The organism is Paraburkholderia sp. UCT2, from assembly GCF_014397665.1.
Classification (GTDB): Bacteria; Pseudomonadota; Gammaproteobacteria; order Burkholderiales; family Burkholderiaceae; genus Paraburkholderia; species Paraburkholderia tuberum.
The window spans coordinates 95,716-120,739 of the sequence record NZ_VZQO01000004.1; the positions used below are offsets into that span (position 1 = coordinate 95,716).

The 25,024-nt window shown below is 61.2% G+C and carries 27 protein-coding genes and 3 pseudogenes; 13 read left to right on the forward strand and 17 right to left on the reverse strand.

What is annotated here, in order from left to right; all coding sequences use genetic code 11:
- Positions 1-20: 20 nt before the first annotated feature.
- Entirely contained in the window at positions 21-1,742 is a 1,722-nt protein-coding gene (locus F6X39_RS04875) for a ShlB/FhaC/HecB family hemolysin secretion/activation protein (RefSeq protein ID WP_187615888.1), read from the reverse strand.
- A 318-nt stretch (positions 1,743-2,060) separates the two neighbouring features.
- Between F6X39_RS04875 and F6X39_RS04880 the strand changes: the two genes are divergently transcribed.
- Complete coding sequence (locus tag F6X39_RS04880) at positions 2,061-4,100, forward strand: glycoside hydrolase family 28 protein (protein WP_187615783.1); 2,040 nt, start codon at positions 2,061-2,063, stop codon at positions 4,098-4,100.
- A gap of 78 nt (positions 4,101-4,178) precedes the next feature.
- On the opposite strand, the gene F6X39_RS36540 is transcribed toward F6X39_RS04880, so the two are convergent.
- Both F6X39_RS36540 and F6X39_RS36545 read right to left on the reverse strand, forming a co-directional pair.
- Positions 4,179-4,763: an EAL domain-containing protein gene (locus tag F6X39_RS36540; RefSeq protein ID WP_316251662.1), complete on the reverse strand. Its 585-nt coding sequence runs from the start codon at positions 4,761-4,763 to the stop codon at positions 4,179-4,181.
- A complete protein-coding gene (locus F6X39_RS36545) occupies positions 4,651-5,439 on the reverse strand; it encodes a GGDEF domain-containing protein (RefSeq protein ID WP_316251656.1) in 789 nt (262 codons plus the stop codon). Before F6X39_RS36545 ends, F6X39_RS36540 begins: the two co-directional genes overlap by 113 nt.
- A 322-nt stretch (positions 5,440-5,761) precedes the next feature.
- On the opposite strand from F6X39_RS36545, the gene F6X39_RS04890 reads away from it, so the two are divergent.
- Entirely contained in the window at positions 5,762-6,274 is a 513-nt protein-coding gene (locus F6X39_RS04890) for a cytochrome b (protein WP_316251663.1), read from the forward strand.
- Here the strand turns inward: F6X39_RS04890 and F6X39_RS04895 are convergent.
- From F6X39_RS04895 to F6X39_RS04915, 5 genes and pseudogenes are all read right to left on the reverse strand, one after another.
- Positions 6,189-6,476: a hypothetical protein gene (locus F6X39_RS04895; protein WP_262413348.1), complete on the reverse strand. Its 288-nt coding sequence runs from the start codon at positions 6,474-6,476 to the stop codon at positions 6,189-6,191. The two genes, F6X39_RS04890 and F6X39_RS04895, sit on opposite strands and share 86 nt — an antisense overlap.
- Before the next feature lie 101 nt (positions 6,477-6,577).
- Complete coding sequence (locus tag F6X39_RS04900; protein WP_187615784.1) at positions 6,578-7,108, reverse strand: cytochrome b; 531 nt, start codon at positions 7,106-7,108, stop codon at positions 6,578-6,580.
- Between the two features lie 63 nt (positions 7,109-7,171).
- Positions 7,172-7,609: a YeeE/YedE family protein gene (locus F6X39_RS04905; RefSeq protein WP_187615785.1), complete on the reverse strand. Its 438-nt coding sequence runs from the start codon at positions 7,607-7,609 to the stop codon at positions 7,172-7,174.
- 1 nt (position 7,610) lies between these two features.
- Positions 7,611-8,042 carry a YeeE/YedE family protein gene (locus F6X39_RS04910; RefSeq protein WP_187615786.1) on the reverse strand — a complete coding sequence of 144 codons (432 nt, stop codon included), beginning with the start codon at positions 8,040-8,042 and terminating at the stop codon, positions 7,611-7,613.
- A 44-nt stretch (positions 8,043-8,086) separates the two neighbouring features.
- Positions 8,087-8,728: pseudogene (locus F6X39_RS04915) on the reverse strand (sulfite exporter TauE/SafE family protein); the annotation flags it as partial.
- A 114-nt stretch (positions 8,729-8,842) separates the two neighbouring features.
- Between F6X39_RS04915 and F6X39_RS37525 the strand changes: the two are divergent.
- Positions 8,843-8,977 (forward strand): annotated as a pseudogene (locus F6X39_RS37525) (helix-turn-helix domain-containing protein); the annotation flags it as partial.
- Between the two features lie 61 nt (positions 8,978-9,038).
- On the opposite strand, the gene F6X39_RS04925 reads toward F6X39_RS37525, so the two are convergent.
- Positions 9,039-10,766 carry a tannase/feruloyl esterase family alpha/beta hydrolase gene (locus F6X39_RS04925; RefSeq protein ID WP_187615787.1) on the reverse strand — a complete coding sequence of 576 codons (1,728 nt, stop codon included), beginning with the start codon at positions 10,764-10,766 and terminating at the stop codon, positions 9,039-9,041.
- A gap of 13 nt (positions 10,767-10,779) precedes the next feature.
- Complete coding sequence (locus tag F6X39_RS04930; protein ID WP_184058736.1) at positions 10,780-11,922, reverse strand: porin; 1,143 nt, start codon at positions 11,920-11,922, stop codon at positions 10,780-10,782.
- Between the two features lie 409 nt (positions 11,923-12,331).
- Between F6X39_RS04930 and F6X39_RS37530 the strand changes: the two genes are divergently transcribed.
- The gene (locus F6X39_RS37530; protein ID WP_410449878.1) at positions 12,332-12,631 is read left to right on the forward strand and encodes a group II intron maturase-specific domain-containing protein; all 300 of its coding nucleotides are present in this window, start codon (positions 12,332-12,334) and stop codon (positions 12,629-12,631) included.
- A gap of 76 nt (positions 12,632-12,707) precedes the next feature.
- Positions 12,708-13,151 (forward strand): annotated as a pseudogene (locus F6X39_RS04940) (IS6 family transposase); the annotation flags it as partial.
- Positions 13,152-13,359: 208 nt separating this feature from the next.
- On the opposite strand, the gene F6X39_RS04945 reads toward F6X39_RS04940, so the two are convergent.
- On the reverse strand, positions 13,360-13,758 hold the full coding sequence (locus F6X39_RS04945) for an RcnB family protein (RefSeq protein ID WP_187615789.1): 399 nt from the start codon (positions 13,756-13,758) through the stop codon (positions 13,360-13,362).
- 155 nt (positions 13,759-13,913) lie between these two features.
- A complete protein-coding gene (locus tag F6X39_RS04950; protein ID WP_187615790.1) occupies positions 13,914-14,336 on the reverse strand; it encodes a DUF4148 domain-containing protein in 423 nt (140 codons plus the stop codon).
- A gap of 748 nt (positions 14,337-15,084) precedes the next feature.
- On the opposite strand from F6X39_RS04950, the gene F6X39_RS04955 reads away from it, so the two are divergent.
- From F6X39_RS04955 to nirD, 8 genes are read left to right on the forward strand one after another with little or no spacing between them, the layout of a single operon-like run.
- Positions 15,085-15,588 carry an SUF system Fe-S cluster assembly regulator gene (locus F6X39_RS04955; RefSeq protein ID WP_187615791.1) on the forward strand — a complete coding sequence of 168 codons (504 nt, stop codon included), beginning with the start codon at positions 15,085-15,087 and terminating at the stop codon, positions 15,586-15,588.
- The gene (gene sufB / locus F6X39_RS04960; RefSeq protein WP_187615792.1) at positions 15,585-17,033 is read left to right on the forward strand and encodes a Fe-S cluster assembly protein SufB; all 1,449 of its coding nucleotides are present in this window, start codon (positions 15,585-15,587) and stop codon (positions 17,031-17,033) included. The genes F6X39_RS04955 and sufB overlap by 4 nt, the downstream gene beginning before the upstream one ends.
- A 29-nt stretch (positions 17,034-17,062) precedes the next feature.
- Positions 17,063-17,854: a Fe-S cluster assembly ATPase SufC gene (gene sufC / locus F6X39_RS04965; protein WP_187615793.1), complete on the forward strand. Its 792-nt coding sequence runs from the start codon at positions 17,063-17,065 to the stop codon at positions 17,852-17,854.
- Positions 17,851-19,173 carry a Fe-S cluster assembly protein SufD gene (gene sufD, locus F6X39_RS04970; protein WP_187615794.1) on the forward strand — a complete coding sequence of 441 codons (1,323 nt, stop codon included), beginning with the start codon at positions 17,851-17,853 and terminating at the stop codon, positions 19,171-19,173. The genes sufC and sufD overlap by 4 nt, the downstream gene beginning before the upstream one ends.
- On the forward strand, positions 19,170-20,423 hold the full coding sequence (locus F6X39_RS04975) for a cysteine desulfurase (RefSeq protein ID WP_316251658.1): 1,254 nt from the start codon (positions 19,170-19,172) through the stop codon (positions 20,421-20,423). Before sufD ends, F6X39_RS04975 begins: the two co-directional genes overlap by 4 nt.
- Positions 20,420-20,875, forward strand: a complete 456-nt coding sequence (sufU, locus tag F6X39_RS04980) for a Fe-S cluster assembly sulfur transfer protein SufU (protein ID WP_184058729.1) — start codon at positions 20,420-20,422, stop codon at positions 20,873-20,875. The genes F6X39_RS04975 and sufU overlap by 4 nt, the downstream gene beginning before the upstream one ends.
- Before the next feature lie 8 nt (positions 20,876-20,883).
- A complete protein-coding gene (locus tag F6X39_RS04985) occupies positions 20,884-21,252 on the forward strand; it encodes an SUF system Fe-S cluster assembly protein (RefSeq protein WP_090811480.1) in 369 nt (122 codons plus the stop codon).
- 1 nt (position 21,253) lies between these two features.
- The gene (gene nirD, locus F6X39_RS04990) at positions 21,254-21,574 is read left to right on the forward strand and encodes a nitrite reductase small subunit NirD (protein ID WP_090811477.1); all 321 of its coding nucleotides are present in this window, start codon (positions 21,254-21,256) and stop codon (positions 21,572-21,574) included.
- Here nirD and F6X39_RS37535 read toward each other — a convergent pair.
- The 5 genes from F6X39_RS37535 to F6X39_RS05015 form a co-directional block, all read right to left on the reverse strand.
- Complete coding sequence (locus F6X39_RS37535; RefSeq protein ID WP_410449877.1) at positions 21,468-21,755, reverse strand: DDE-type integrase/transposase/recombinase; 288 nt, start codon at positions 21,753-21,755, stop codon at positions 21,468-21,470. The two genes, nirD and F6X39_RS37535, sit on opposite strands and share 107 nt — an antisense overlap.
- A 208-nt stretch (positions 21,756-21,963) precedes the next feature.
- Positions 21,964-22,305 carry a hypothetical protein gene (locus F6X39_RS05000; RefSeq protein WP_187615795.1) on the reverse strand — a complete coding sequence of 114 codons (342 nt, stop codon included), beginning with the start codon at positions 22,303-22,305 and terminating at the stop codon, positions 21,964-21,966.
- A gap of 3 nt (positions 22,306-22,308) precedes the next feature.
- A complete protein-coding gene (locus tag F6X39_RS05005; protein ID WP_187615796.1) occupies positions 22,309-23,106 on the reverse strand; it encodes an alpha/beta hydrolase in 798 nt (265 codons plus the stop codon).
- 753 nt (positions 23,107-23,859) lie between these two features.
- On the reverse strand, positions 23,860-24,168 hold the full coding sequence (locus F6X39_RS05010) for a hypothetical protein (RefSeq protein WP_187615797.1): 309 nt from the start codon (positions 24,166-24,168) through the stop codon (positions 23,860-23,862).
- A gap of 197 nt (positions 24,169-24,365) precedes the next feature.
- Positions 24,366-24,584 carry a hypothetical protein gene (locus tag F6X39_RS05015; protein ID WP_187615798.1) on the reverse strand — a complete coding sequence of 73 codons (219 nt, stop codon included), beginning with the start codon at positions 24,582-24,584 and terminating at the stop codon, positions 24,366-24,368.
- Between the last annotated feature and the right edge of the window lie 440 nt (positions 24,585-25,024).

Consider the following 25,024-nt stretch of genomic DNA (forward strand, 5'->3'; position numbering starts at 1 on the left):
ATGGGGCATCTATCGACGGCTCACGTTCCGACCGACACGTACAAGAGCACGATCGGCGCCTTCGAACCATTTGGTGTCGCCGAGCGTAATGGCGCGCCATAGGTGCAGCGCAAATCCACGAATCTCGACCATTGGACGCGCACGCCCGCGCCGACGCCCGCGAGCAGACCGAGGTTAGTTTCGGCTGGCTGGTCGATCGTGCTCCATACGCGGCCCGCATCGAAAAACACAAAGGGTTGCACGACTGCGTTGCTCGCGCCGAGCGAGATCGCAGGCGTGCGCACCTCGGTCTGAATGTTCCAGCCGCGATCGCCGAGCGTGACGTATGGGTCGTAGCCTCGCACACTGGACTCCCCGCCGAGCCCCATCTCCTCGCTCGGTAATAACGTGTTCGGCGTCCACTGGAACGTTCCGTTCGTGATCAGCGTGAAGCCAGCCCCAAGCGCGGTGGCACGAGACGCAGTCAACTGCATATAGATGTAGCGGGCCGTCGCGCCCTGCCGCGCGGCGTTAAATGCCGAATCCTGATTGTTGCCATCCAGTCCGCCCGGACTGGCGACGAGTGTCGCCGCGGCGTGCGCCGTGCCAGCCTCGGTCGGTTTGCTGATGTCGTAAGACAACACGAACTGATGTATGTGCGTATTCGAGTTGAAAACCTGGGAGCCGCCAAATTCCAGATCGTTGTTGCTGCGCTTGAAGTCGTATCCGATCTGGATCAACTGTGTTGTGTCCGTGATGGTCGGCAGACGCAAGTCGTAGCGAAAGCTGAGCTGCGCAGAAATGCCCGTTTGCCCATAGGTGTCGGGCAACCGTGGCGTGCTCTGCGCGTAGACGCCGAACAACTCGATACTGTCGAGCCACGGCAGCGGCGCCGTGTAGTTCAGCGCGTGCGCGGTGAAGCGGGCGCGGTTCGGGCGGCCTTCGATATTCGGATTGCCGCTGAAAAAATCGTTGCTGGCCGTGAATTGATAGGCGATCTGCTGATCGAGACCAAGCAGGTTGCCGTAGCCTATGCCTGCAAAGAACCGATCACGGCCGAGCTCCGGCACGCCTTCATTGTCGTAACCCGCGCTTACGCGAAGCGGCAGCCGGTCTTCGGTTTGCAACACGACGTCGGTCGTGTCGGCGGCCTCACCGGGCGCAAGAACAGCATCGACCCGTCGATAAGGATTCGCGTTGAGCACCGCAAGTCCCTTCGAGACCGCCGATTGCAGGACCGGTCCGCCGGGCTCGAGCGGCATTTCACGTTCGAGAAGCCTGCTCGAAAAGTAGGTGTTGCCGCTGGCGTGAACCCGACCCAGTTTGAATTCGGCAATGGCGATACGCACGACACCCGAGCTCACGTCCTGTTCCGGCACGTAGACGTCGACGAGCGGCTTTCCCGCCGCCCGATAACGCGCGACCACGGCGCGGCGGATCTCGGCGAGGCGGCCGAAGGTCAGCGGCTTGTCGAGGTCCGTGGCGAAGCTCTGCAGGAAGGCGGCGTCGAGTACGGGCAATCCTTGCGCGACGATACGACCTTGCTGCCTGGGCGATGCCGCCGCGGACGCGCCGGCCGGTTCGAAGATGAGCCCGGCAAGCCGCTCGACAGCGATCCGTGCGGACTCGGCCTGCGCTTCCGGGGAGGAGGGTGACGACGCGCTTCGCGGCGCCTGCGGTGCGGGTTGCGGCGCGAGGTCGCGCCATGCCTGTGCCGCTACTGGTGAGGTCTGCATGATGCCCGCAATGCACGTTGCGATCATCAGGCCGCCGCCCTCGACCCGATGTCGCGCATGCAATACGAGCCTTCCGTCGTTCATGGCGATACCTATTAACGGGTTGTGGTGCATCGAATCCGGAGCCGCACGTCGAAATTATTCTAGTCGAAGCGCCTGCGCGAGTTTTCCAAAGCAACCCGAACCAAGTTCACGCCTCGCGAATGGTATGGAGGAAACATTTGGTAAGGGTTTCCTCCATGTGTACTGACCCGCGTCTTGTCTTTACTCTTCTAGACTTGTCATACAACATGCGCGATGACGATTCTCTCGTGCACCTACAACTATTTGTCCGGAGGGGACTCCATGTCCAAGCTGTCGTGCGATCTTGATAAAAATGCGCCCGCAACGGGCGACACCTTGCGCATTTCGCGCCGTGGCTTCATTGGCCTCGGAGGCGCGCTCGCCGGCAGCGCACTCCTGCAGGCTTGCGGCGGCGGCAGCGGAGTTTCCGCTGCCGCGGCAGGCGGAAGCAGTAGTTCCACGCCAGCGACGGGAAGCACGCCGTCAACGGCTGCGGCCGACCCGATCTGGGGTCCCAACGGCTCAGCGACGAACATCATTAATGCTCTGCAGAAAATCACGCAGAGCGCGTTCCCGGCCGTCGATTTCCAGGTCGAACAGTACGGTGCGCAACCGTGCGCGGTCATTGCCCAGGCCAACCCCTACACCGGCAGTTCATCGCCCCTGAGTACGGGGGCCGGCGCGACCAACGCACCGGGATCGTTCGATTCACGTCCCGCTTTCCTCGCGGCAATCGCGGCCTGCAGTGCAGCCGGTGGCGGCCGGGTCGTGGTGCCGGCGGGCACCTGGTATTGCGCGGGTCCCATCGTGCTACAGAGCAACGTCAACTTCCATCTGAGCGCGAACTGCACGATCTATTTCAGCCCGAATCCCGCCGACTATGCGAAGGACGGTCCGGTCAACTGTGGCGCCAACGGCAACCTTTACTACAGCCGCTGGCAGGCGAACGACTGCCTGAACTTCGGCTCGCCCGTGTACGCGCGAAATGCGAACAACATCGCGGTGACTGGCGAAGGCCCGACCTCGGTGCTGAACGGTCAGGCGATGACGGCGTTCGCCGGAAGCGGAAACACCAGCACTTGCTGGTGGACCTACAAGGGTTCCAGCGGCGCATACGGCTGCGCGGGCTCGACCACGCCGTCCCAGGCATATACGAATCCGAACAACGTCGATCTGATGGTGGTCGCCCCCACCATTTCGGCCTCGCTCTACACGCTATTGACCAATCCGGCTACGCCGTGGCAGCAAGACCAGAACTACCTGCCGGCGCTCTCCGAAGCGGGCGTGCCGGTCGCGCAGCGAATCTTTGGTCTCGGCCACTATCTGCGGCCGTGTATGGTTGAGTTCATCGGTTGCACGAACGTGCTGATGGAAAACTACCGAACCAACAACACGCCGTTCTGGCAGCATCATCCGACGGACTGCACGAACGTCGTGATCCGTGGCGTGACAGCCGACAGTATCGGACCGAACAACGACGGCTTCGACCCCGACGCCTGCAACACGGTGCTGTGCGACAGCGTAACGTTCAACACCGGCGACGACTGCATCGCGATCAAGTCAGGCAAGGATCTCGACACGGAGTACGGACCCGCGCAGAACCATGTGATCCAGAACTGCATGATGAATAGCGGTCACGGCGGCATTACGCTCGGCAGCGAGATGGGTGGCGGCGTGCAGAACATCTACGCGCGCAATCTGACCATGCTCAATCAGTTCTGGGCAACGAATTCGCTGAACATCGCGATCCGTATCAAGACGAACATGAACCGTGGAGGCTACGTCAAGAACTTCTACGTGAACGGCGTCACGCTCCCGCACGGCGTGAGCCTGACGGGTGGAGGCTACGGCAGCAAGATGCTGACGGGCAGTCCGATCAACGGCACCGTGCCCATCGGTGTGGCCACCGCAACAGCCGCCAACCCATCCGCGTCTCAAGGCGGCCTGATCACGTTCGATTGCGATTACCAGCCTGCCGCCGATGCGATTCGCACACGCCCCGCGCTCATTGACAACGTCAACATCACGAACGTCAATGCTTCGAACGTGACATTGGGCAGTACAACCGGCTCCTGTTTCCAGGCCATCGTTGCTCAAGGTCCAGTTGCGTTCGATTACAACGGTCCGGCGCCTGCGCCGAGCGTACCGGCAATCACGGGAGTGACGATTTCCAACTGCGACTTCGGCACGCCTGTGGCCGCAGGCCCCGCGAGCGCCAGCACGCCGGGTCCGATCTACCTCTACAACGTGCACGACATTACGTTACAGAACGTGATCATCGCTGGGCAGACGCTCAATCAGACGCTGTCGGATCCGCGTTAAAGACGACGCACCAAAGAGCGGCGAGGCGCCGCTCTTTGGCGTCGCACAGCTAAAGTGAAGTCGTCGCGCCGGGGGCTCTCAAGACGAGCCACTTTGCAGCATGCTCATCAGGCTCGCCGCGTAGGCCGGAATATTCGCCGCTGGCTGTGGCGCGGCGAAGTAGTATCCCTGAACGATCTCGCAGCCGGCGTCGGCCAGGAAAGCCAATTGTTCCGCTCGTTCGACGCCTTCCGCGACGACTTCGAAACGCAGATTGCGGGCGAGTGCGACGATCGCACCGATAATCGTCTCATCCGCGAGACTGCTGCCAATGCCGCGGATGAACGACATGTCGATCTTCAGACGGTCCGCGTGAAAGCCGCGCAGGTAAGCCAGGCTCGAGTAACCGGCGCCAAAGTCGTCGATCGCTATGGGCACGCCAATGTCGTGCAGGGCGCGCAGGGTGGGCAGGGCGCCCGGTGCAACCAGGCCTCCTTCGGTACTCTCCAGTTCGAGCCGGTCCGTGGCCAATTGCGACGCGGCAAGAGCACGACGCACGACGGCGCCGAAATCACTCGAAGTAAGCTGGCTGGGCGACACGTTGACCGACATGCGCAGCTCCGGCAGCACTTCCTCCCAGCGCTTTGCCTGTGCACAGGCAGTTTGCAGCACCCATTCTCCGATTGACGCAATCAAACCGATGTCTTCGGCCAAAGCCGTTCTGCTCGACGGCGTTGCGTAGCTTGTGCGATAGCGCGATGCGCCGAGTCGCCGCATGCGCGAGCGCAGGGGCAAATCGCTCGACGCCGTTACGCCCGCCTGCCTTGACGCGATACATCGCAAAGTCTGCGTGTTTCAGCAGAGTGTCGCAGTCCGTGCCGTCTTGCGGACAGCAGCTGACCCCGATGCTCATCCGGACCCGCAGTTGCATGTCGTCGATTTGCACTGGCCTGTCCAGCGCTTGCGTCACGCGCGTCAACAGCGCGGAGAGTTCGTCATCGTCGGTTGAACCCTTCAACATCGTCACGAACTCGTCGCCGCCATATCGCGTCACCACGCCATCCGTTCCGACCGATGTCGACAACCGCCGCGCAACTTCCTGCAACAGGCGATCGCCTGCGCCGTGGCCCAGGCTGTCGTTGATGTCCTTGAAATGATCGAGGTCGATGAACAGCAGCGCGAATGCGTGACCATCGAGAATCGCCGTGTCGATCAGCTCACGCAGCGTCACGCGGTTCGGCAAATCCGTCAGCGCATCGCGACGTGCCTGCCTGACCAGTAGATCGCGCGACTCAATGAGTTCCGTCAGGTCGCTCACCACGCTGATGTGATGCGTAACCTTTTCCGCCTCGTCGCTCACCGGTGCCACGTACAGCTGATACCAGAACTCTGTTCCGTTCGCGCGCCGGCTTTGAAACGTGAGCCGCCATCAGCTTGAGATTTCGCCAGGAGTTTGCGCGTAGAATCCATTCACGAATCCAATACGCCAGCGTCCGGCCAGCCATGCATGCCACGTCACGATACGATGCATCTGCGTGTGTTATCCACTGGCTTTACGTGTCGCGGTCGTGCCTACCGTTCGTCGATGGGCACACATCGGGAGCGCTATAGTGAAAAGCTCTGCCACACGCTATGGATCGATTGCCCAATTCCTCCACTGGTGCACGGCAATTGTCGTGCTCGTGACGTTCATGTATGGGCCCGGCGGATCTGAACAGCGCGTCTACTCTTCGGCGCACGAGTTCGACCGGCGACTGCACGAGACTTTGGGTTTGTGCGTGTTCGCGCTCACCCTCATCCGCCTGCTGTGGCGAGCATACGACGCGCGTCCCGAGACACCTCCAGTTTCTCGCTGGATGGCTGTGATGGCAACAACCGTTCGATGGATGCTGTATCTGCTTCTCCTCGCGCTACCGCTTACCGCCATCTCGGGCGCGTGGCTCGAAGGGCATCCGCTGACGCTGATCGGCGGTTACGATATTCCGCCTTTACTCAGTAGTTCGCATGGAGCAGGCTCAGCCCTCGCATCGCTGCACGCGTGGCTCGGCGACGCCATTATGTGGCTTGCGGGGTTGCACGCATTCGCGGCTATTTTTCATCACGCATTCCTTAAAGACGACGTCCTGATCGCGATGCTTCCACGCTGGTTTCCGGCGGGACGGGCACGTACTGATGGTCGTAGTTCGAGTAGGTAAATTGCGTAAACGCACCGATCCTGTCGGTGATCTTGCCGGCGAGGAAGATGCTGGCTGAATCGAAAATCGGCAGACCGTCTTTGGGAGAGACGATATTGCCGCTGGCATCATGGTTGAGCCTCGTCCTGGTCGCGTCGAGCATCGCCATCACGGCCACTGGAATCGTACGTTCGCCGAAGGTATATCCGTTCAGCTTGAACATTCGACCGTACGGCATCAGTTCGGGAAACTGTCCCCCCGCGTGACATGCCACGCAGCTTTGCCCTGTTTGACGGGCAAATGTAGGCAGCGCTCGAACTACCGCTAGATCTTCATGCGCTGCAGAACGCGGTCGCCGGCGACGAACTGATGAAACATCGCCGCTGCGATATGCAGGCAGATCACGCCGAATAGAACCCAAGCGAGGACGCCGTGAACATCGCCCATCGCATGTCCGAATGACGAACCCGGTGCCGACAGCGAGGGCAACGAAGCAAGTCCGGCGAGGCGGACCGTCCACGTGCGCGACGAAGCGTTGATCCAGCCGAGCAGCGGCACCAGCACCAGCAGCACATACAGCGCGAGGTGCGTGAGCTTCGAAGCGGCGCGAAACAGCGGCGGCAGGTTGTCCGGCGGCGACCGATGAGTCACGCGCCACAGCACCCGCAACACCATCGCTGCGAGCAGTGCGGTGCCGACGCCAAGGTGCCAGGCGATTTCGCCGTCCGGCACGGTATCGCGGTGCACGTCCGGCATCGTCCAGCCGATCACGAACTGCGCGGCAACCAGCCCGACGACGAGCCAATGGAGCAAACGTGCGACGATGTCATAGCGGTGTTCAGGGGAGACTTGCATAGGGGAGCCTGTGAGTTGGATTCAGTCGGAACAGATCGTACACGACCGCGCCTTAAGGCCAGGTTAAGGGGCAGTCGCCAAGGCCGCCTGTCTGCGCCGTTCCAACCACTCGAAGACGGCCATTCCCGCGATCATCGCCGCCACGAACACCCACGCTTTCGCCGACCCGAGTCCGAGCGCAACGAGCGCCGGGCCGGGACAGAACCCTGCAATTCCCCAACCGACGCCGAACGCGAGGCTGCCCACCATCAGCCTTCGCGTGACGTGCGTTGACGCGGGAATCTGCATCGGCAATCCGAGCAGCGACTTGCCGCGGCGCTTCGCAATCGCGAAGCCGATTGCTGCGACAGCCACCGCGCCGATCATCACGAACGCGAGCGACGGGTCCCAGCGTCCTGCGAAATCGAGGAAGCCCAGCACTTTGGCGGGGTTGGCCATGCCTGACAACAGCAGGCCGAAGCCGAACAGCAGCCCGCATACGAATGAAACAACTGTTGCCATCCTAGGCTCCGAGAAGATGTCGCATGATATAGACGGTGACGAAGCCGGCCGCCATGAACGTCGCCGTCGCTACGAGCGAGCGCGTGGCGCCGCGTGAAATGCCGCACACGCCGTGTCCGCTCGTGCAACCGCTGCCATAGCGGGTGCCGATGCCGACCAGAAAGCCGGCCGCGATCACGGCCGGCCACGACGCGTCGACGGTGATCGCGACGGGCGCACCGACCGCGCGCGCGATTACCGCGGCAGCGACCAGCCCGGCAACGAAGGCGACGCGCCATGCGCCGTCTTGCCTGGTCCAGCGCAGCAGGCCGCCGACTATCCCGCTGATTCCGGCGATGCGGCCCAGCAAAAGCACCATCGCCGCAGCCACGGCGCCGATCAGCAGGCCTCCGCACAGGGACGCGATCGGGGTGAAGTGGTCGAGATCGATCATCGTTCAGGTTGACTGTCGTGTGAGTTGGAGGGAAGCGGCAGCGCTTACATCAGCGCCGCTTTGACCAGCAGGCCGAGCGCCACGCAGACGAGGATGCTCGCAAAGCCCAGTTGCACCCGACGCGCGGCGATGTGATGCGACGCAAGCCGTCCGCTGAGCATACCGGCGGCGGTGGCGCCAGTGAACCACAACGCGACTTCGAGTGGAAGCGTTGCGCCGTGCGTGGCCGTCGCGAGAACGCCGCCACTGCCGACGAGTGCGATCACCATCAGCGAAGTCGCGAGGATACCGTGCATCGACACGTCCGTCAGCTTGCGCATCATCGGCACGATGATGAAGCCGCCGCCGACACCGAGCATCCCCGTCATCAATCCCGTCAGCGAACCGGTGGCCGCGAGCGCGGCTGCGGTCGGCCAGGTCCAGCGAAAGCGGCCGGTCGCCGGGTCGACATGCGCGACGCAGATTGACGATTGTGCCTCGCGCGACGCGCGGCGCGCGAGCGTCTGACGCAACAGCCGGAGCGCGACCACCAGCATGACCGCGGCAAACAGCGCGAGCAGCACGCGTTGCGGCAACGCGTGTGCGAGACGCGCGCCGGCGGCGGTCGCGGGCACCCCCGCGGCGGCCATCAGCAGCGCGGCGCGATAACGGACGAGCCGCTTGCGGAACGCCTCGAGCGCGCCAACCTGCTCGCCGACGGTGGCGTGATCCGCGCCGAACACTTGCCGCAGGCGGTCAGCGACAGGGCTTCCGGCGGTGGTCAGGATTCGCTGGCCGTGGGCGTGGGCTTGCCGCGCAAGCTGACCGATGCGGAACTCGCGCGCGCAGCGGCGCAGTTCCGCGGCAAACGCAGTGAGCTTGCCGCGCAGCTGGGATTGAGCGAGCGCACGCTTTATCGCCGGCTCAAAGCGATCGCGGGCGGTGAGGGGGCCTAACGTTTCCTCGGCGTAGTGGGGGAGCGTTCACATCTTCTCCCCCCCTCGCACGGTCAGTGGCTTAGCTGCAAGTGAAACTGCTTGCCGAGTTCACGTCTCCGCTGGTATAGCGGGCCACCTTCGGATACGCGCAGAGCGGACGCGTGCGCCCGGCACCCCAGCTAGTCGGCACCTCGCTATTCGGTATCGCGTTGGTCGTGTCGCGAGCCGTTGCGATGACCCGGTTCGGCGCTTGCCCTTGCTCGACCCATGCCACCATAGGCGTCAGCATGTCGAACTGATCGGCCGTCGGACCGCCGCTGCAGTGGTTCATCCCTGCTACCGTGAAGAGCCGGGCGAAATTGCTCGCGTCACCGCCACTAGCCGTCGACAAGCGCTGATACCAGTCGGTCGTATCGTTCGACGAGAACACTGGATCGCTCGTCCCGTGATAGACGATCAACTTCGCGCCCCGGCTCCTCAGACCGCTCAAATCAGTCTCGTTCGGCGGGGTCATGAATGACCACGAAGTCTCGGAATAGACACCGCTCGTTGCGAAGATCTTCGGCGCGTCACTGTCCATGTTGAAGTTCAGAGCGTAGGCGCCGATGGAGCTGAGCAGCGAAGCGCTCTGAGGCGGTGACGTAAATACGAAGGCCGCCGCGGCCGGGTCAAGGCTGATCGAATTGCCTTGCTTCCACGCGGCCCAGCCTGATCCGTTGACACCGACGTCATACGGAAAGCTCGCATAGAGCGCAGTGCCAGCGCTATTTTTCGCCCCAGAAAAAATATTCCCAACGGCTTGCTTTTGAGCCGCCGTAAGACAGGTGCCGTCGCGCCCATTGCTCGAACATGTCGGTACGTCCGTGGCCAGGTCGAAGCTCGCCTGGCACGCCTTGATGTCTTGCACCATCCCGTCCGCTACACCATCCAGCGGATCGCACTTCGCGATGATCTTCGACGCGATGAGCTGCCTTTCAGCAGTCGTCAAGCCGGTGGTGATATCGGCAATTCCGGCCGACGTTTTGGCGGTCGCGACGGTAGCTAGCTGTTGTGCGCTCCACATCTGCCCGATCGCCGCCTTTGGCAAATGAAAGCCGGGGTCGCCGGCAATGATGCCGTCGTAATCCGCGAAAGACCTGGCTGCCGCCACCATCGCATGACGGCCGCCGTTCGAGCAACCTTCGAGGTAGCTGCGGTCGGGGCCCTTGCCATAGGCCAACTTGATCACCTGCCTGGCCATTGGCGTGAGCGTAGCAACGGCGTTATAGCCATAATCGAGGCGCGCCTGGGGATCGAGACCAAACAGCGGGTTTTGCGACCCGGAATGACCTGCATCCGAACTGATCACGGCGAAGCCCATGTTTAGAGCGTTGTTCAGCGGGCCCCCGCCACTGAGCACCCCCGTCGCCGGTGTCACGTTACCGTCGAGACCACCGTTGGCCTGATAGAAAAAGCGACCATTCCACGCGAGGGGTAGCCGCATTTCAAAACCAATCGCATAAGTTTGGCCGTCAACGGCGCTCGTGCGTTGATTCATTTTCCCTTCGATCACGCAATGTTCGGGCACGGACTTTCCCGCCACCGTGAGCGTTCCGGCCGGCACGTCGGTAACGGACGTGAATGTCGTGGCCGCAAACGTCAACCTGGCGGCGAGCGCGCTGCAGTTTTCTGACAGCGTCGCGGGTTGTGCTGCGGAAAGCCGAGGCAATTGTGTCGCACTGGTGGAGAGCGAGTCGGAACCGCCGCCGCAGGCCGCCAGCATCGCGGACACTGCCGATACGCACATAGCAATTGAAGTTCGTTTCATTCTCTCCCCCCGATCAGAACATGTGTTTAATGCCGACCATCACGCCCGTTTGACCCATGCCCGCGCCTGGCGTGGTCCCACCGCCGCCACCGCTGACCGAATAGCGCGCCTTCGCGCTGTTCGCGAGATACGCAGCCTGCGCATAGACCGACGAACGCTTGCTCAGAAGATAGGTGGTGCGTAACGTTCCCATCGTGGCGCGGGTATCGTGGTCGCTATTGATGATCCGAAACACTTCGCCATCGAGGAGGAACGCAGGCGTGACCATGTACGAAGCGCCCAGGAAGAACAGATCCGAACGGATATTCGGTACTGTCGGCGACTGGGTCACTACGCGGCGTCCAATCCAACCTGCGCCGATCTTCGCGCCTGCGTACTGCGCATAGGCGCTCAGTTGGGTACGGGCGTCCTTGTCCGCGGCGTTGATGAGGGGTGTCGGCGCAATTCCGTCGAAGAAGTTGGCGGCTGCGGTCGCGCCGCCGCGTTGCTCCTCGTACGACGCAGCAGCGCCGAAATATTGAGAGTCGTACTTGAGCATTGCGGACCAGTCGCGGCATTCCGTGGCGTGGCCTGGAACGGAGCCGGTACAGGTTCCTTGTCCCGGCGAGTTGCCGGTACCCGCCGCGTCCCGTCCGAATGAATAGCCCGCGCCCAGCGTAAAGCCCTTGTACGAGCCAAGATAGGTGATGGAGTTGTCGGCGCGTGCGTTGGGCACATAGGCATCCAGGGAGCCCATGCCGTAAATGTCCGGACCGATGATGTCGGCGCCCTGAACCGCAAGATAGGTCATCGTGTACTGACGGCCGAACGCGAGCGTTCCATACGGGCTTTTCATACCGACGAATGCCTGGCGTCCAAACAGCCTCCCGCCCTGTCCAGAACTGCCGTCGCGCACGTTAAAGCCGCTCTCGAGCGTGAAGACAGCGCTGTAGCCGCCGCCTAGATCTTCGTTGCCGCGCAGCCCCCAGCGTGATGGGAACTCTCCGGTAACGGATGGCATGCGAAAGACGCTGTCGCCCTTCGCGTTCGCGTGCGAGACATACTCGATCCCCGTGTCCACGATGCCATACAACGTGACGCTCGATTGCGCAAAGGCTCCAGTGCTCAGCGCGCATAGCGCACCGAACATGAGAACGTGAGTCGACTTCAATTGCATGGTGATGTCTCCAGACCAGTTGTATGTTTTTTTGTTGAACTGCGGTTGAGGATCTTCGGTTTCAGGCGATTGCAGCGATGAGCGTGACGGGGATGCTGGCGCCGATCACCGTTGATACAATATCAGGCAAGCTGATATAAAGAACAAAATAAAGCGCGTCCTGGAAGACGCGCCTGTCCGTCGCGATAGTTCCGTATTTGATATCAGGTATCCTGACAACGCAAGCATCAAATGTTCGGTAGATACCCTATGCAGCGGGATGGATGCGAGCCGAGCGTTGATCGGTGACGGCCGCCCTTCCGACGAGCAGCGCAAACTGTACGAGCTCGCGTACGCGCAGGTCCACTTCAATATGGACGCTCGCCGGCTCGCTGGTGTACCTGGCGTCAGTCCTGACGCCCTGAAACGGATGAGACAGGTGGCGCGGGGGTGGCGGTTGCAGCGCCAAACGTCGAAATCACTGTTCGAACGCGCCCAGCAATGTAATCCCACGATATGTGGCTGGTGGAACTACTACGGGACTTTCTATCGGACAGCCATGCATGAGTTGAGTCGGTATCTCGACCGAAAGCTCGTGCGCTGGGTTCGGCGCAAGTACAAAACACTGCGATGGCACAAACGGTGCAGTGAAGAGTGGTTGCGCAAGATGAAGAAGGCGTACCCGCGAGAGTTCGCGCACCGGCAGTATCAGGGGGGAGAGGTTGGATAACGGGAGCCGTGTAAATCGAGAGGTCTACGCACGGTTCTGCGAGAGACTCGGGGCGCAATTCCCTGGGTCTACTCACTCTTATATCAAGGTCAAAGGCCACTGGAAATACTTGTACCGGGCCGTCGACAGGGAGTGCAACACGGTCGATTTCCTGTTGTGCGCCCATCGTGACAAGGCCGATGCGCGCCGGTATTTCGAGAAGGTGATTGCCCAGAATGGTGAACCCGAGACTGTCACCGTGGACAAGAGTGGTGCCAGTCTGGCCGCGCTCGAAGCGCTCAACGCAGACCGGCCAACGCCAATCAAGATCCGGCAGAACCAGTACCTGAACAACGTCATCGAGCAGGACCATCGAGCCGTCAAACGCATTGTCACGCCGTTGATGGGTTTCAAGGGTTTCCGGTGCGCGCGCATTATTCTGTCCGTCATCGAGCTGATGCACATGATTCGCAAAGGGCAGATGCAGGACGAGCGCGACATCAAAACTGCAGCCGAGCAATTCTATCCGTTGGCAGCGTAAGTAGTCCTCCTGATATCGCGCTTTGTTCAAGCTGTAATCGTTATCGCGACAGAACCCGCCGCGTAGCGCATATTGGGCTAATCATACAGCGTGGCGCGTAGCAGAGCGAACCCGATTGAACGGCGTGAATCGCGGCTGCTCGTCGAAATAGTGCGCGGCCACTGCCTGCGTGGATGAATCGAACCCGTTGATATTGTTGCCGCCGGTGTTAGTGGCCGGAGAACAGGACGTCGGCAATGATGCCAGTTGCGATAGCGGCGAGCACGTAATCTCCGTTCACCCCAACCCAGTGATAGCCTCGCGGCGGCGGTTGCAGTCCGTGGCCGCGCCAGTCGTCGACGACGTAGTTGTGATCGCGGTATTCAGGCGGAAGCCGATCGCCCTGGCGCCAGTCGGCATGCGGCATCGGGCCGCCCGGCCGGCCGCTGTAGGCCTCGTGCGGCATGGGACCATGATCGTGACCGGGCGGCGGACGCATGTCGTGTTGTTGCGGGCCGTGCGCCGACCAGTCATTGTGGTGCTGATTGCCGTGAGGCTGGGCGAAAGCGGGGATCGACGCACCAAGGAGGGCGGCGATCATGAAGTGCGCGAGTAATTTTGATTTCATGGCTGCTTTGACAGAAGAAGTGATTGAAATGAAACAGTCGCGTTTGACGGCGACTATGTTTCCCGAGCCAGTTAGTGTAGATGTGGGTTGCGCAGTGTTTCTGCACACTTCTATGGAAAGACAGGCGAACGGTGGGTCAGTCGCCTGTCAGCCGGTTAGTGACCGAAGTAGACCGAGCCCGGGCCGGTGCGAGCTGCTTCGCTCTTGTAGGCATGGCCGCCCGCTGCGGACGAGCCGCTTAGGACGCCACCCACTCCGGAAGTGTTGCCAGCGCTATCGATCTCAATCACTTCTTCACTGACTGCCACGACGGTCACCGGGTGACTGCCGCTTACTCCGGACGGGCTCCCGTGGTGGGCAGCAACCTTGGCTTCAGCAGCCTGTATGTCCGCCGGATATTCGCGCGGGTTCGCACGGGCCGGGTTGTAGCCCGCCGCTTCGATCTCGACCAACTGCTCACGGACTTCCGCGCGGGTCAGTGGATGGTTTGCTGCGACGTTTGCGGCGGCAAAAACCGTAATCGGCGCAGCGAAGGCGATGGCAGCCACAAAGGCGGCGAGTCTAACGATGGGTCTCATGATTACTACCTCCTTGGTTTGTCGGTTGGGCGCTATAAGTTTGCGCGCGCTTTCAATCCGTAATGAAGGTGTAATGAGGTAGTAAGCTAGGGTAAACACCTACCTTGTAAAATACTTTTTCTGAAAATGAAATGATCAGAATTTATCGGCGCAAAATTGTTAATTGCCTGTACGCCTTGAAGGTCAATCTCATGCAGGCACGGACGAACGGAGCCGTCATTGTTAGCGCACGTAAACGTCCGAATCTTGACGGGGATCATTCATCCGACAGCGACAACTTGGCAACGGTGACCGTGGATTCCGGGCTTTCATGTATGCGCTGAACACGTAGGCCGAGGGCAATGGGCGCGTTCGACATTCAGTCCGCGCACCTGCTCAACACTCCACACGACCACAATCACCAGAAAGATCGGGCAGTAGCCCCACTGGGTCCGGATGCCACAACAGCCCAAGGTACTATGCGGCGGGTCTCTCCCGAGATTGGCGATGCACATCGCGCATCCGTCACGCGGATTCCGGCTTTTAAATCAGTTTTCGATATTCTGGATATCAAACAATTGATGTCTCGTCGGGCGAGTGGGTATTTTCAGTCGATGGAGCGTGGCCCGCCAGAGCGGTCCGTCACGAAGACCAATACACTGACAAGGTTATATATACAGGTCTAGAATGGAATCGGCGTTAAACGTGCGGTTTTCGTTTCGATGTAATCTGGACCAAAAGGGTCCTGATTAAAACGGGAGATGTTCCGATGTTGCGCATGAGCAAACTTGCCGATTACGGCACGGTGATCATGACTGCGATGGCGCGCGATCCCGATGCCGTCCACAGCGCAAGCAGCATTGCTGCGGCGACCGGCGTCGCGGGGCCTACGGTGTCAAAGGTGCTGAAAGTCCTGACGCGCGGTGGTGTCGTGGAGTCGCTGCGCGGCACAAACGGCGGCTACCTGCTGCCGCGGCCGCCCGCGCGGATCACGCTGGCGGAGGTGATCGCCGTCGTCGACGGCCCGATCGGGATGACCGAATGCAGCACTACGCCAGGCCTGTGTATCCAGGAGGCGGCGTGCGCGGTGCGCGCCAACTGGCAGAAGGTCAATCGCCTGATTTACGAAGCGTTGCAGCAGGTCACGCTGGCGGACATGGCGGGCCCCACCTTGCGCGCAGTCGATATCAGCGCGATCCGCGCGCGTAGTATCTCCACCCATCGCGCGGGCGCGACGCCTGCGCGCAAGTCGATTGACCGAGGTCACACATGAGCCCATCCGCAACCGGTTTCGATGAACTGATCAGCCGCGAATACCAGCACGGTTTCGTGACTGATCTGCAGGCCGATGCGCTTCCGCGCGGGCTGAGCGAGGATGTGGTCCGGCTCATTTCGGTGAAGAAAGACGAGCCGGCGTTCATGCTCGAATGGCGACTCGCGGCCTATCGCCACTGGCTCACGATGACCGAGCCGCATTGGGCGACGGTCGAACACCCGGCGATCGATTACCAGAACATAATCTATTATTCCGCGCCGATGACGCAGAAGAATCGTCCGAAGAGTCTCGATGAAGTCGATCCGGAACTGCTGCGTACCTACGAAAAGCTGGGTGTGCCGCTGAGGGAGCGCGAACTGCTGGCGGGCGTAGCGGTGGATGCGGTATTCGACAGCGTGTCGGTAGCGACTACGTTCCGCGAAAAGCTGGCGGAACTCGGCATTGTGTTCTGTTCGTTCTCGGATGCCATACAGCATCATCCTGAACTGGTGCGAAAGTATCTCGGCTCGGTCGTGCCGCACACCGACAATTTCTTCGCTGCGCTCAATTCCGCCGTGTTCAGCGATGGGTCGTTCTGCTACATCCCGCCGGGCGTGCGCTGCCCGATGGAACTATCGACCTACTTTCGTATCAACGCCCAGAACACCGGGCAGTTCGAGCGCACGCTGATCGTCGCGGACAAAGGCGCGTACGTGAGCTATCTGGAAGGCTGCACCGCGCCGATGCGCGACGAAAACCAACTACATGCCGCTGTGGTCGAACTGGTCGCGCTGGAAGGTGCACAGATCCGGTATTCGACCGTGCAGAACTGGTATCCGGGCGATGCGTCGGGCAAGGGCGGCATCTACAACTTCGTGACCAAACGTGGCGACTGCCGCGAGGCCAATTCGAAGATTTCATGGACTCAGGTGGAAACCGGTTCGGCGATTACGTGGAAGTATCCGAGCGTGATCCTGCAGGGCGATAACTCGGTCGGTGAATTCTATTCGGTGGCACTGACCAACCACTATCAACAGGCCGATACCGGGACGAAGATGGTTCACCTCGGCCGCAATACGCGCAGCACGATTCTGTCGAAAGGCATTTCGGCGGGCCGCGGAAAGAACGCGTATCGCGGTCTGGTGAAGGTCGGCCGTGCGGCGGAAGGCGCGCGCAACTACACGCAGTGCGATTCGCTTTTGCTCGGAAACCGTTGCAGCGCTCACACATTCCCCTACATCGAGGTCAAGAACCCGACCGCGAAGGTCGAACACGAAGCATCGACATCACGCATCGGCGAAGACCAGTTGTTCTATTGCCGGCAGCGTGGGTTGTCGCCGGAAGATGCGGTGTCGATGATCGTGAACGGCTTCTGCAAGGAGGTCTTCAAGGAGCTGCCGATGGAGTTTGCGGTCGAGGCACAAAAGCTGCTCGGCGTCAGCCTGGAAGGCGCCGTGGGATAACCCACAGCGATTCGCGAGGGATTCGGACCATGCTTGAAATCAGCAATCTGCAGGTCGAAGTCGACGGCAAGAAAATTCTGTGTGGCATCGATCTGGATGTAAGGGCCGGCGAGGTGCACGCGATCATGGGTCCAAACGGCTCGGGCAAGAGCACGCTTGCCCAGGTGCTGGCCGGGCGCGAGGACTTTGCTGTCACGGGCGGCGAGGTCTCGTATCTCGGCCGCGACCTGCTGGCGCTCGCACCCGAGGAGCGCGCACACCAAGGACTGTTTCTCGCGTTCCAGTATCCCGTCGAGATACCCGGCGTGAGCAACGTTTATCTGCTGAAGGCGGCGCTGAATGCGCAGCGGCGGTATCGTGGCGAGCCGGAGTTCGATGCGATGGAGTTTCTGCAACGGGTCAAGGAGAGGATGACGCTGATGCGGATGGACGAGAGTCTGCTGTATCGCGCCGTGAACGAAGGGTTTTCCGGCGGAGAGAAGAAACGCAACGAGATTCTGCAGATGGTCGTGCTGGAGCCCCGGCTCGCCATTCTCGACGAAACGGATTCCGGACTCGACATCGACGCATTGCAGATTGTCGCGCAGGGCGTCAACAGCATGCGCAGTCCAGAACGGGCGATCGTGCTCGTGACGCACTATCAGCGGCTATTGGACTACATCGTGCCGGATCGCGTGCATGTGCTGGCGAATGGCCGGATCGTGAAGTCGGGGTCCCGTGAACTGGCGCTGGAGCTGGAGCGTAAAGGCTATGGTTGGATCGACGATGAAGCGGTGCAACCAGAAAATAGAGCAAGCCAGGAACGTGCGGGGCATCCATGAAAAACGAATCTCTCGACTATTTCCATCAGTTTGGGCAACTCGCGAAGACGTTGCCCGGCGCTGAGTTTCCATGGCTGCGTGCCGCGCGCCGAAGCGCGTTCGACCAGTTCGACGCGCTGGGTTTGCCGACCACGCGGCACGAGGACTGGAAATACACGAACGTGTCGGCGATTGGCAAGCGTCCCTGGCATTTCAAGGCACAACGCACGGACGATAGCGACGTGCGGCACGTCATCGATGAACTCAAGCTGGACCCTGCCGCGCATCGACTGGTCTTTGTCAACGGTCGGCATGTGCCGCGGCCGTCGAAACTGAATGGTTTGCCACACGGGGTATTTGTGGGCTCGCTCACCCGGGCGTTGAGAGAAATGCCACAACAACTGGAATCGGCATTCGCCTCGCAGGCGTATTCAGATGGCTTTGCCGCGCTAAATACGGCGTTTATGACGGATGGGTTTGCCATCGTGCTGCCGCCTGGCGAGGTCATCGATCAACCGCTGCAGATCCTGTTCCTGACCGACGAAGCGGGTCTTGCGGTGCAGCCGTTCAATGTCGTGCTTGCAGGAGCACGCTCGGCCTGCACGATCGTCGAGCATTTTGTAGGGCTGAGCGGCGACGCGTACTGGACCAATGCAGTTACCCGCATCGTCGCAGACGAGCAGGCGGACGTGCAGCACTACCGGTTGCAGCAAGAGGGCCCGAAGGCTTTTCATATCGCGTCGGTCGCCGCTGCGCAGCAACGGGGCAGCTGTTTTACCTCACATGCGTTCGCGTTCGGCGCCGCGTTGTCGCGCACTGGTATCGGCACAAGCCTGAACGCCGCGAACGCGCAAGCGACGTTGAACGGTCTCTATTTCGTCGGGGGCCGGCAGCACGTCGATCACCACACGCGCATCGATCACACAGAGCCGCATGGCACGAGTCGCGAGCATTACCGCGGGGTGCTCGACGGCGCAGCGCGCGGCGTGTTCAACGGGCGCGTCATCGTGCATCGCGATGCACAGCAAACGGACACGCATCAGGCGAATCACAACCTGCTGCTGTCACGCGATGCGGAAATCGACACGAAGCCGCAACTCGAGATCTACGCCGACGACGTGAAATGCACACACGGCGCGACGGTCGGTCAACTGGACGACAACCAGCTGTTCTATTTACGTGCACGAGGTGTCGAAGAGCGCATGGCACGGGCGCTACTGACATACGCATTTGCGCGCGACATAGTCGAAGGTGTGCGCATCGATTCGCTGCGTGGCCGGCTCGAAAACCTGCTGTTCGCGCGCACCCCGGAAGGCGAGCGCATCAGGGAGTTGCTATGAAGCCGATCGAACAGATGCAGACGCCCGATCCGCGCAATGTCGAGCACTGGCGAGCCGATTTTCCGATTCTGGGCGAGCGCGTGCATGGCCGGCCATTGGTCTATCTCGACAATGGCGCCACGACGCAAAAGCCTGCCTCGGTCATCTACGCGGAAAACGCTTACTACCGGCATAGCAACGCGAATGTGCACCGCGGCGTGCATCTCCTGTCGCAGCGCGCGACCGATTCATTCGAGGCCGCACGCGCGAAGATTGCACGCTTCATCAATGCGCAGCGTCCGGAGGAGATCGTGTTCGTGCGTGGCACGACCGAAGCGATCAATCTCGTCGCCCAGAGCTATGCTCGCCCGCAGATCAAGCCCGGCGACGAAATCCTGATTAGCGCGATGGAGCACCATTCGAACATTGTGCCGTGGCAGCTCGTCTGCGAGCAGACGGGCGCGGCGCTGAAAGTCGTGCCGATCGACGATACGGGCGCACTCGATGCCGGCGCGTACGAGCGCTTGTTAAGCGAACGTACGCGGCTGGTCGCGATGACGCACTTGGCCAACGCGCTCGGCAGCATCAATCCGGTGGAGCGCATCGTTGCAGCGGCACACGCGCGGGGCGTGCCGGTGCTGCTGGATGGTGCACAGGCAATCACGCATCTGCCGGTCGACGTCCGCGCGATAGATTGCGATTTCTACGCGTTGTCCGGGCATAAGGTGTACGGACCGACTGGCATTGGCGTGCTATACGCCAAGGCCGCACTGCTTGAAGCGATGCCGCCATGGCAGGGCGGCGGCGACATGATCCGATCGGTAACGTTCGAGAAAACGGAATACAACGCGATTCCGTGGAAGTTCGAAGCGGGTACGCCGAACATTGCCGGCGCGATTGCGCTGGGCGCGGCGCTCGACTATGTCGACAGCATCGGCATGGAAGTCATCGCCGCGCACGAGAACGAACTGCTCGCCTATGCGACGGCCGCCCTGCGGGTGATACCGGGCTTGCGTTTTATCGGTAGCGCACGCGACAAGGCAGGCATTCTGTCGTTCGTGCTCGACGGCGTGCATGCCCATGATGTCGGCACGATTCTCGATCATCACGGCATCGCGGTGCGTGCGGGCCATCATTGCGCGATGCCGGTGATGCAGCGCTTCGGCGTACCGGCGACCGTGCGCGCGTCGCTCGCCCTCTACAACACGCACCAGGATATCGACGCGCTGATCGAAGGTCTCGGAAAGGTCAGGGAGATATTCGGAAAATGAGCGATCTGCGCGATCTGTATCAGGAAGTCATCTTCGACCACTACCGGCGGCCGCGTAACTGTCATGGACTGTCCGGCGCCAATCACACGGCTGAGGGCTATAACCCGCTGTGCGGCGACCGGATTACGCTTTATCTGCGAATCGAGGACGGCATCGTCAAAGAAGCGAGTTTCGAAGGGGCGGGCTGTGCAATTGCGACAGCATCAGCGTCGCTGATGACCGAGGCGCTGAAAGGCAAAACGGAAGCAGAGGCCGAAGCGCTGTTCGGGCGCTTTCACGACATGGTGACAACACCCGCTGCAGGGCAGGCGACAGCCGCGCCGGAGATGGGCAAGCTGGCGGTGCTGTCCGGTGTACGTGAATTTCCCGAGCGTGTGAAGTGCGCGACGCTGGCCTGGCATACGCTCCACGCCGCGCTGCACGACGAGGATCGCCCCGTTTCGACAGAGTGAGGCAGACGATGAGCACATTCGACTGGCTGAAGCGCGCCGAGGCCGCACAACCCGGGAGTGGCACGACAACAGAAGGTCTTGAAGAACGCGTGATCGATGCACTGCGCACCGTGTTCGACCCGGAGATTCCGGTCAACATCTACGATTTGGGGCTTGTTTATGGTCTTGACGTGGACGAAGCCGAAGGCCGCGTTGGGATCCGCATGACGCTGACCGCGCCCGGCTGCCCGGTCGCGCAGACCTTCCCGGCGACGGTGGAGGATGCGGTGTTCTCGGCGAGCGGAGTGAACGACGTGCACGTTGAACTGGTGTGGGATCCGCCGTGGTCGAGAGACCGGATGTCGGATGCGGCGCGCCTGCAGTTGGGGATGCTTTGACATGTCCGACTGGGTCGACGTCGCCGCGATCGGGGATTTTCCGGCCGGGTCTGTTCGCAGCGTCGAGGTCGATGGCGCGCAGGTTGCTGTGTTCAACGTCGACGGCACCTGTTACGCAATCGAGGATGTCTGCCCGCACGACGGCGGCATCCTGACTGGCGGTGTGGTGGAAGGCGACGTGGTCGTCTGTCCGCGCCACGGTGCACGATTTTGCATCAGGACCGGAAAGGTGCTGGCTCCGCCGGCATATGAGGATGTGGTGGCGTTTCCGGTGCGGATCGAGGCGGGCGTCGTTCAGGTGCGTGACGAGCGGTGGGATTGAGGTGCGCTGTCGACCGGCTCTCGTTCTCAGTAAGCGGCTCAGCTGGGCCGTTCGTCCGTTCGCGCGCGTGTGAGGCGGCATAGCCATCCAGTGCGATGGTCTTCGGCGGCTTGCCCTGATGTTTGAGAGCTTTCCTGAAAAAGGCTTTGGCCGCCTTCACGTCGCGCTTTGCACGTAGCATGAAGTCAACTGTCTGGCCGGCCCGATTCACCGCCCGGCAGAGCTACACCCACCTGCCGCGGATCTTCAGCTACGTTTCATCGACACGCCACGACGGCTCTCTATTCGTTCAGCAGGACACTCTAACCGATTCGCTTGCGCCGTTTGCACCAGATCCATCTGGCGACTTCCTGGGGCTACGGCTCCGCAGAATCGTCGTGCTGTAATGGTCACCGCCCTGTCATTATCCGGAGGATTTTCTGCACGATGCGCTCATGCTGCTCCAGCGCCTCATCGAGCGTACTTGCTCCGTAGCTCCTGTTGTCTTGCGCCTGCATTCCGGCGACGCGCGTCACGAACAGCAAGGCCTCCCCGGTTTTTGGTTCGGACACACCACGGAAGCGGGTCGTGACCGTTACACCGTAGTCGTCCAGCAGTGTGCGGCGGAAGATCAGTTCGTTTTCCGTCATCCAGCGCGACCACGCGCCGTGGTCGAACACCTCGACAGGCCTGTTCTTCGCGTCGAGAACATAGATGCGCTCCGAGTTGGACGGGACCGGTGGCGTCTTCATATTTCAATGCAAAGGCGTAAGCAGGAAGTCGGTCGCCTCCCGCCACCAGGTTTCGTCGACGTGGCCAATCCAGTCGTTATGGTCAGCCGCCTTCACCACCACGAGTTTTCTCGGTGCGGACAGCGAGTTGTAAAGCGCCTCGCCGTAGCGCGTAGGGACGATGCTGTCGCGTTCCGCAACCACGACGAGAATCGGGCGGTCGAACGACGCCAGATGGGTCACGCTGTCGTATTGGTCGCGCAGCAGCCACTTCACGGGCAGCCACGGATAGTGGTAAGCGGCGACGTGCTCGAGCCGATCCCATGGCGTGATGAGCATCATGCCTGCGATCTTGTCGCGTTCACGCGAGCCGGCCGCAGCGACCACGCCGGCCCCAAGCGATTCGCCGATGAGCAGCAGCGGCGCTCCATAGAGGCGATGTGCGAGCGCGATGGTTTGTTGAGCATCGTCGACCAGGCTCGCTTCGCCTAATGCACCGGTGCGCGGCCCGTAGCCTGGATATTCGGCGAGAATCACGCGCAGCCCGAGCCGGGTGAGCGCTGCCGCATAGAACGAGCGGTGGCCGGCATGCCCCGCGTTGCCATGAAAGACGATGACCGTGGCGCGCGCGGACCCGGCCGGCTCCGCCACGAGGCCCCTGAACGCCTCAGGTGTCGGCCAGGCGCGCAGTCCACCGGAGGTGACCTCCTCGATGGCGGCTTTCTGAGGGAAGTAGAGAAAACGATCCTGCAAGATGGCGACTCCGGCTAACACGGTCATGTACGCGACGGCGAGGCCGACCATCATTCGGGTGAATTTCATCGTCTTGCGCTCGACCCACCGAACTTTTCGATAGCACACACCCAGTTTAGCGCGCGGTCGCCACCGCTCATATTCAGGCGTGTCGTCAGGATGGGGGCGTCTAAGTTATGGTACGGAGAGTATCTCCCTGCCTTGTACCCTCGATATTTTCCGAGCGACGCGACCAGGCGCGGGGTTGGTCCGTATGAAGCAGCCCAGAACAGACTGAAATCGAGCGCGACCGACGCTAGCCGTGCGAAACAATGCTACGTACCGGCTCGTGCGCCCGCTGTTGGCGCACCTCTCATCGGGCGAATCCGGCCCCTTATCCTCAAAGCCGTCATCCGCATGGCTGGTTCTCCAGAAGACCTGCCTGATAACCGTCGCGTACACTTCGGCCATAGCGGTCGGTTGCCGCTCGGGCAGCGTGCGGCCGCAGCAGGTCGCTTTGCTGACCTTCGCAACCCGGTGCCGGTGAATGTCAGCTAAGTCATGGATGGATGAGTCTTGCCGACCCAGAGCCGACTTCCGGCATGTCGAAGCATCAATGGCTCTTTGAAGAGTGAAGCGGACTTTCGTCGCGGAAAGGCTACCGGTGGGTCATCGGCCTGAGCCGACGTTCGCCGATCAAATTGGTGCGGCTGTTGCGTATCGCTTTGCTGACTTTTACAAACTGGCGTCGGCGAATGTCAGCTCTCTCTGTCCATCAACGAGTCTTACCGACCCGTCCAGACCTTTCACAGTCCGATCGCCGACGGCCTCAAAGGTATGCCGTCAAAGGTGCGGCAAATCGTCAATGCATTTTTCGACATGATCACCAGGGATATCCGTGTCGATCCCGGCGTGTCCGTCGGTGTGAGAGACAGACACAATTTTTGGCCCGAGATACCGTGTGCCACCAAGCGTAAAAAGGGACCAAACAACATCGCCCCGACGGATCGCGGCGACGACTTCGGCCACCTCCACAATCGCAGGGGGGGACAGCCATTCACGCGTCGACGGATCGACGGGAGCCCAACGCACATGGGTAAACCTGTCGTTCGTCGGGTTGATGCGAACGGCGTCGATAGCAAAAGTTGTCACATCTACCTCCATCGTCCTGACAAAGGGATGTGTGCATTATGCGCCGCTTCTTTTGTCGGGGATCAGCAGGATCGGTCGTGAGGGCCGTTGTCAGCCCTTGCTGCACGTATCGCTCTCGCCTGACGCGTGCCTCCGAACTGGATGTCTGGTGGGTGCGGCGAATACTCCGGGACAGCCTGGACCTGGGATAGTGAAGCCTAAGCGGAGTTCTCGTCGCACCACTGAATCGCCCAACGCCGCGCCGCCTCAATAGCATCCGCGTCGGAGGGGTAATCGCCGAGGTCGCCCGAATACTTTACCTCGACGGCATCGCCACTCGCCGAGGCGCGCCGGTAGATCTTTGCGCGAGCGTAATAGCGGCCGCCTTCATCAAGAGGTGACGCGTCGATGTGGAATTGTTGGTAGTCGAAATGCATGGCTGTCTCCAAACGATTGCCCTAATCGTCGTCGCGTTGGACGAGCTGGACCTCGTTGTCACCGCCAAGGTCGCTCTGTCACTCTGCCAAGATGAATTGGGGCTGCGACTCTTCGGCCCAAAACGCTTTAAGAACGATATGTACATCGTAGGCAGTAACAGCAAAGCTCGCTGACCAGCGAGAGCTGGACAGCAACGAGAATTCGCATGGGAACGCTCCATCCGAATACGGGTGCGCATCGATTGCCAACGTTCCGGACGTCGATGTCGACCGACCGCTCTTGGGCCATCTACCGCCCGATGCGGTCGGCCTACGCCGGTGAAGCAACGTCCTCCTTTGGCAATCGAATGGCCGTTTGCGGGGGCGGACCCGCCGTCTGAATGTCTGCGCGACGGAACGGACGAATGACGCTTGATGGCCGGCAGTACGCGTTCACACCA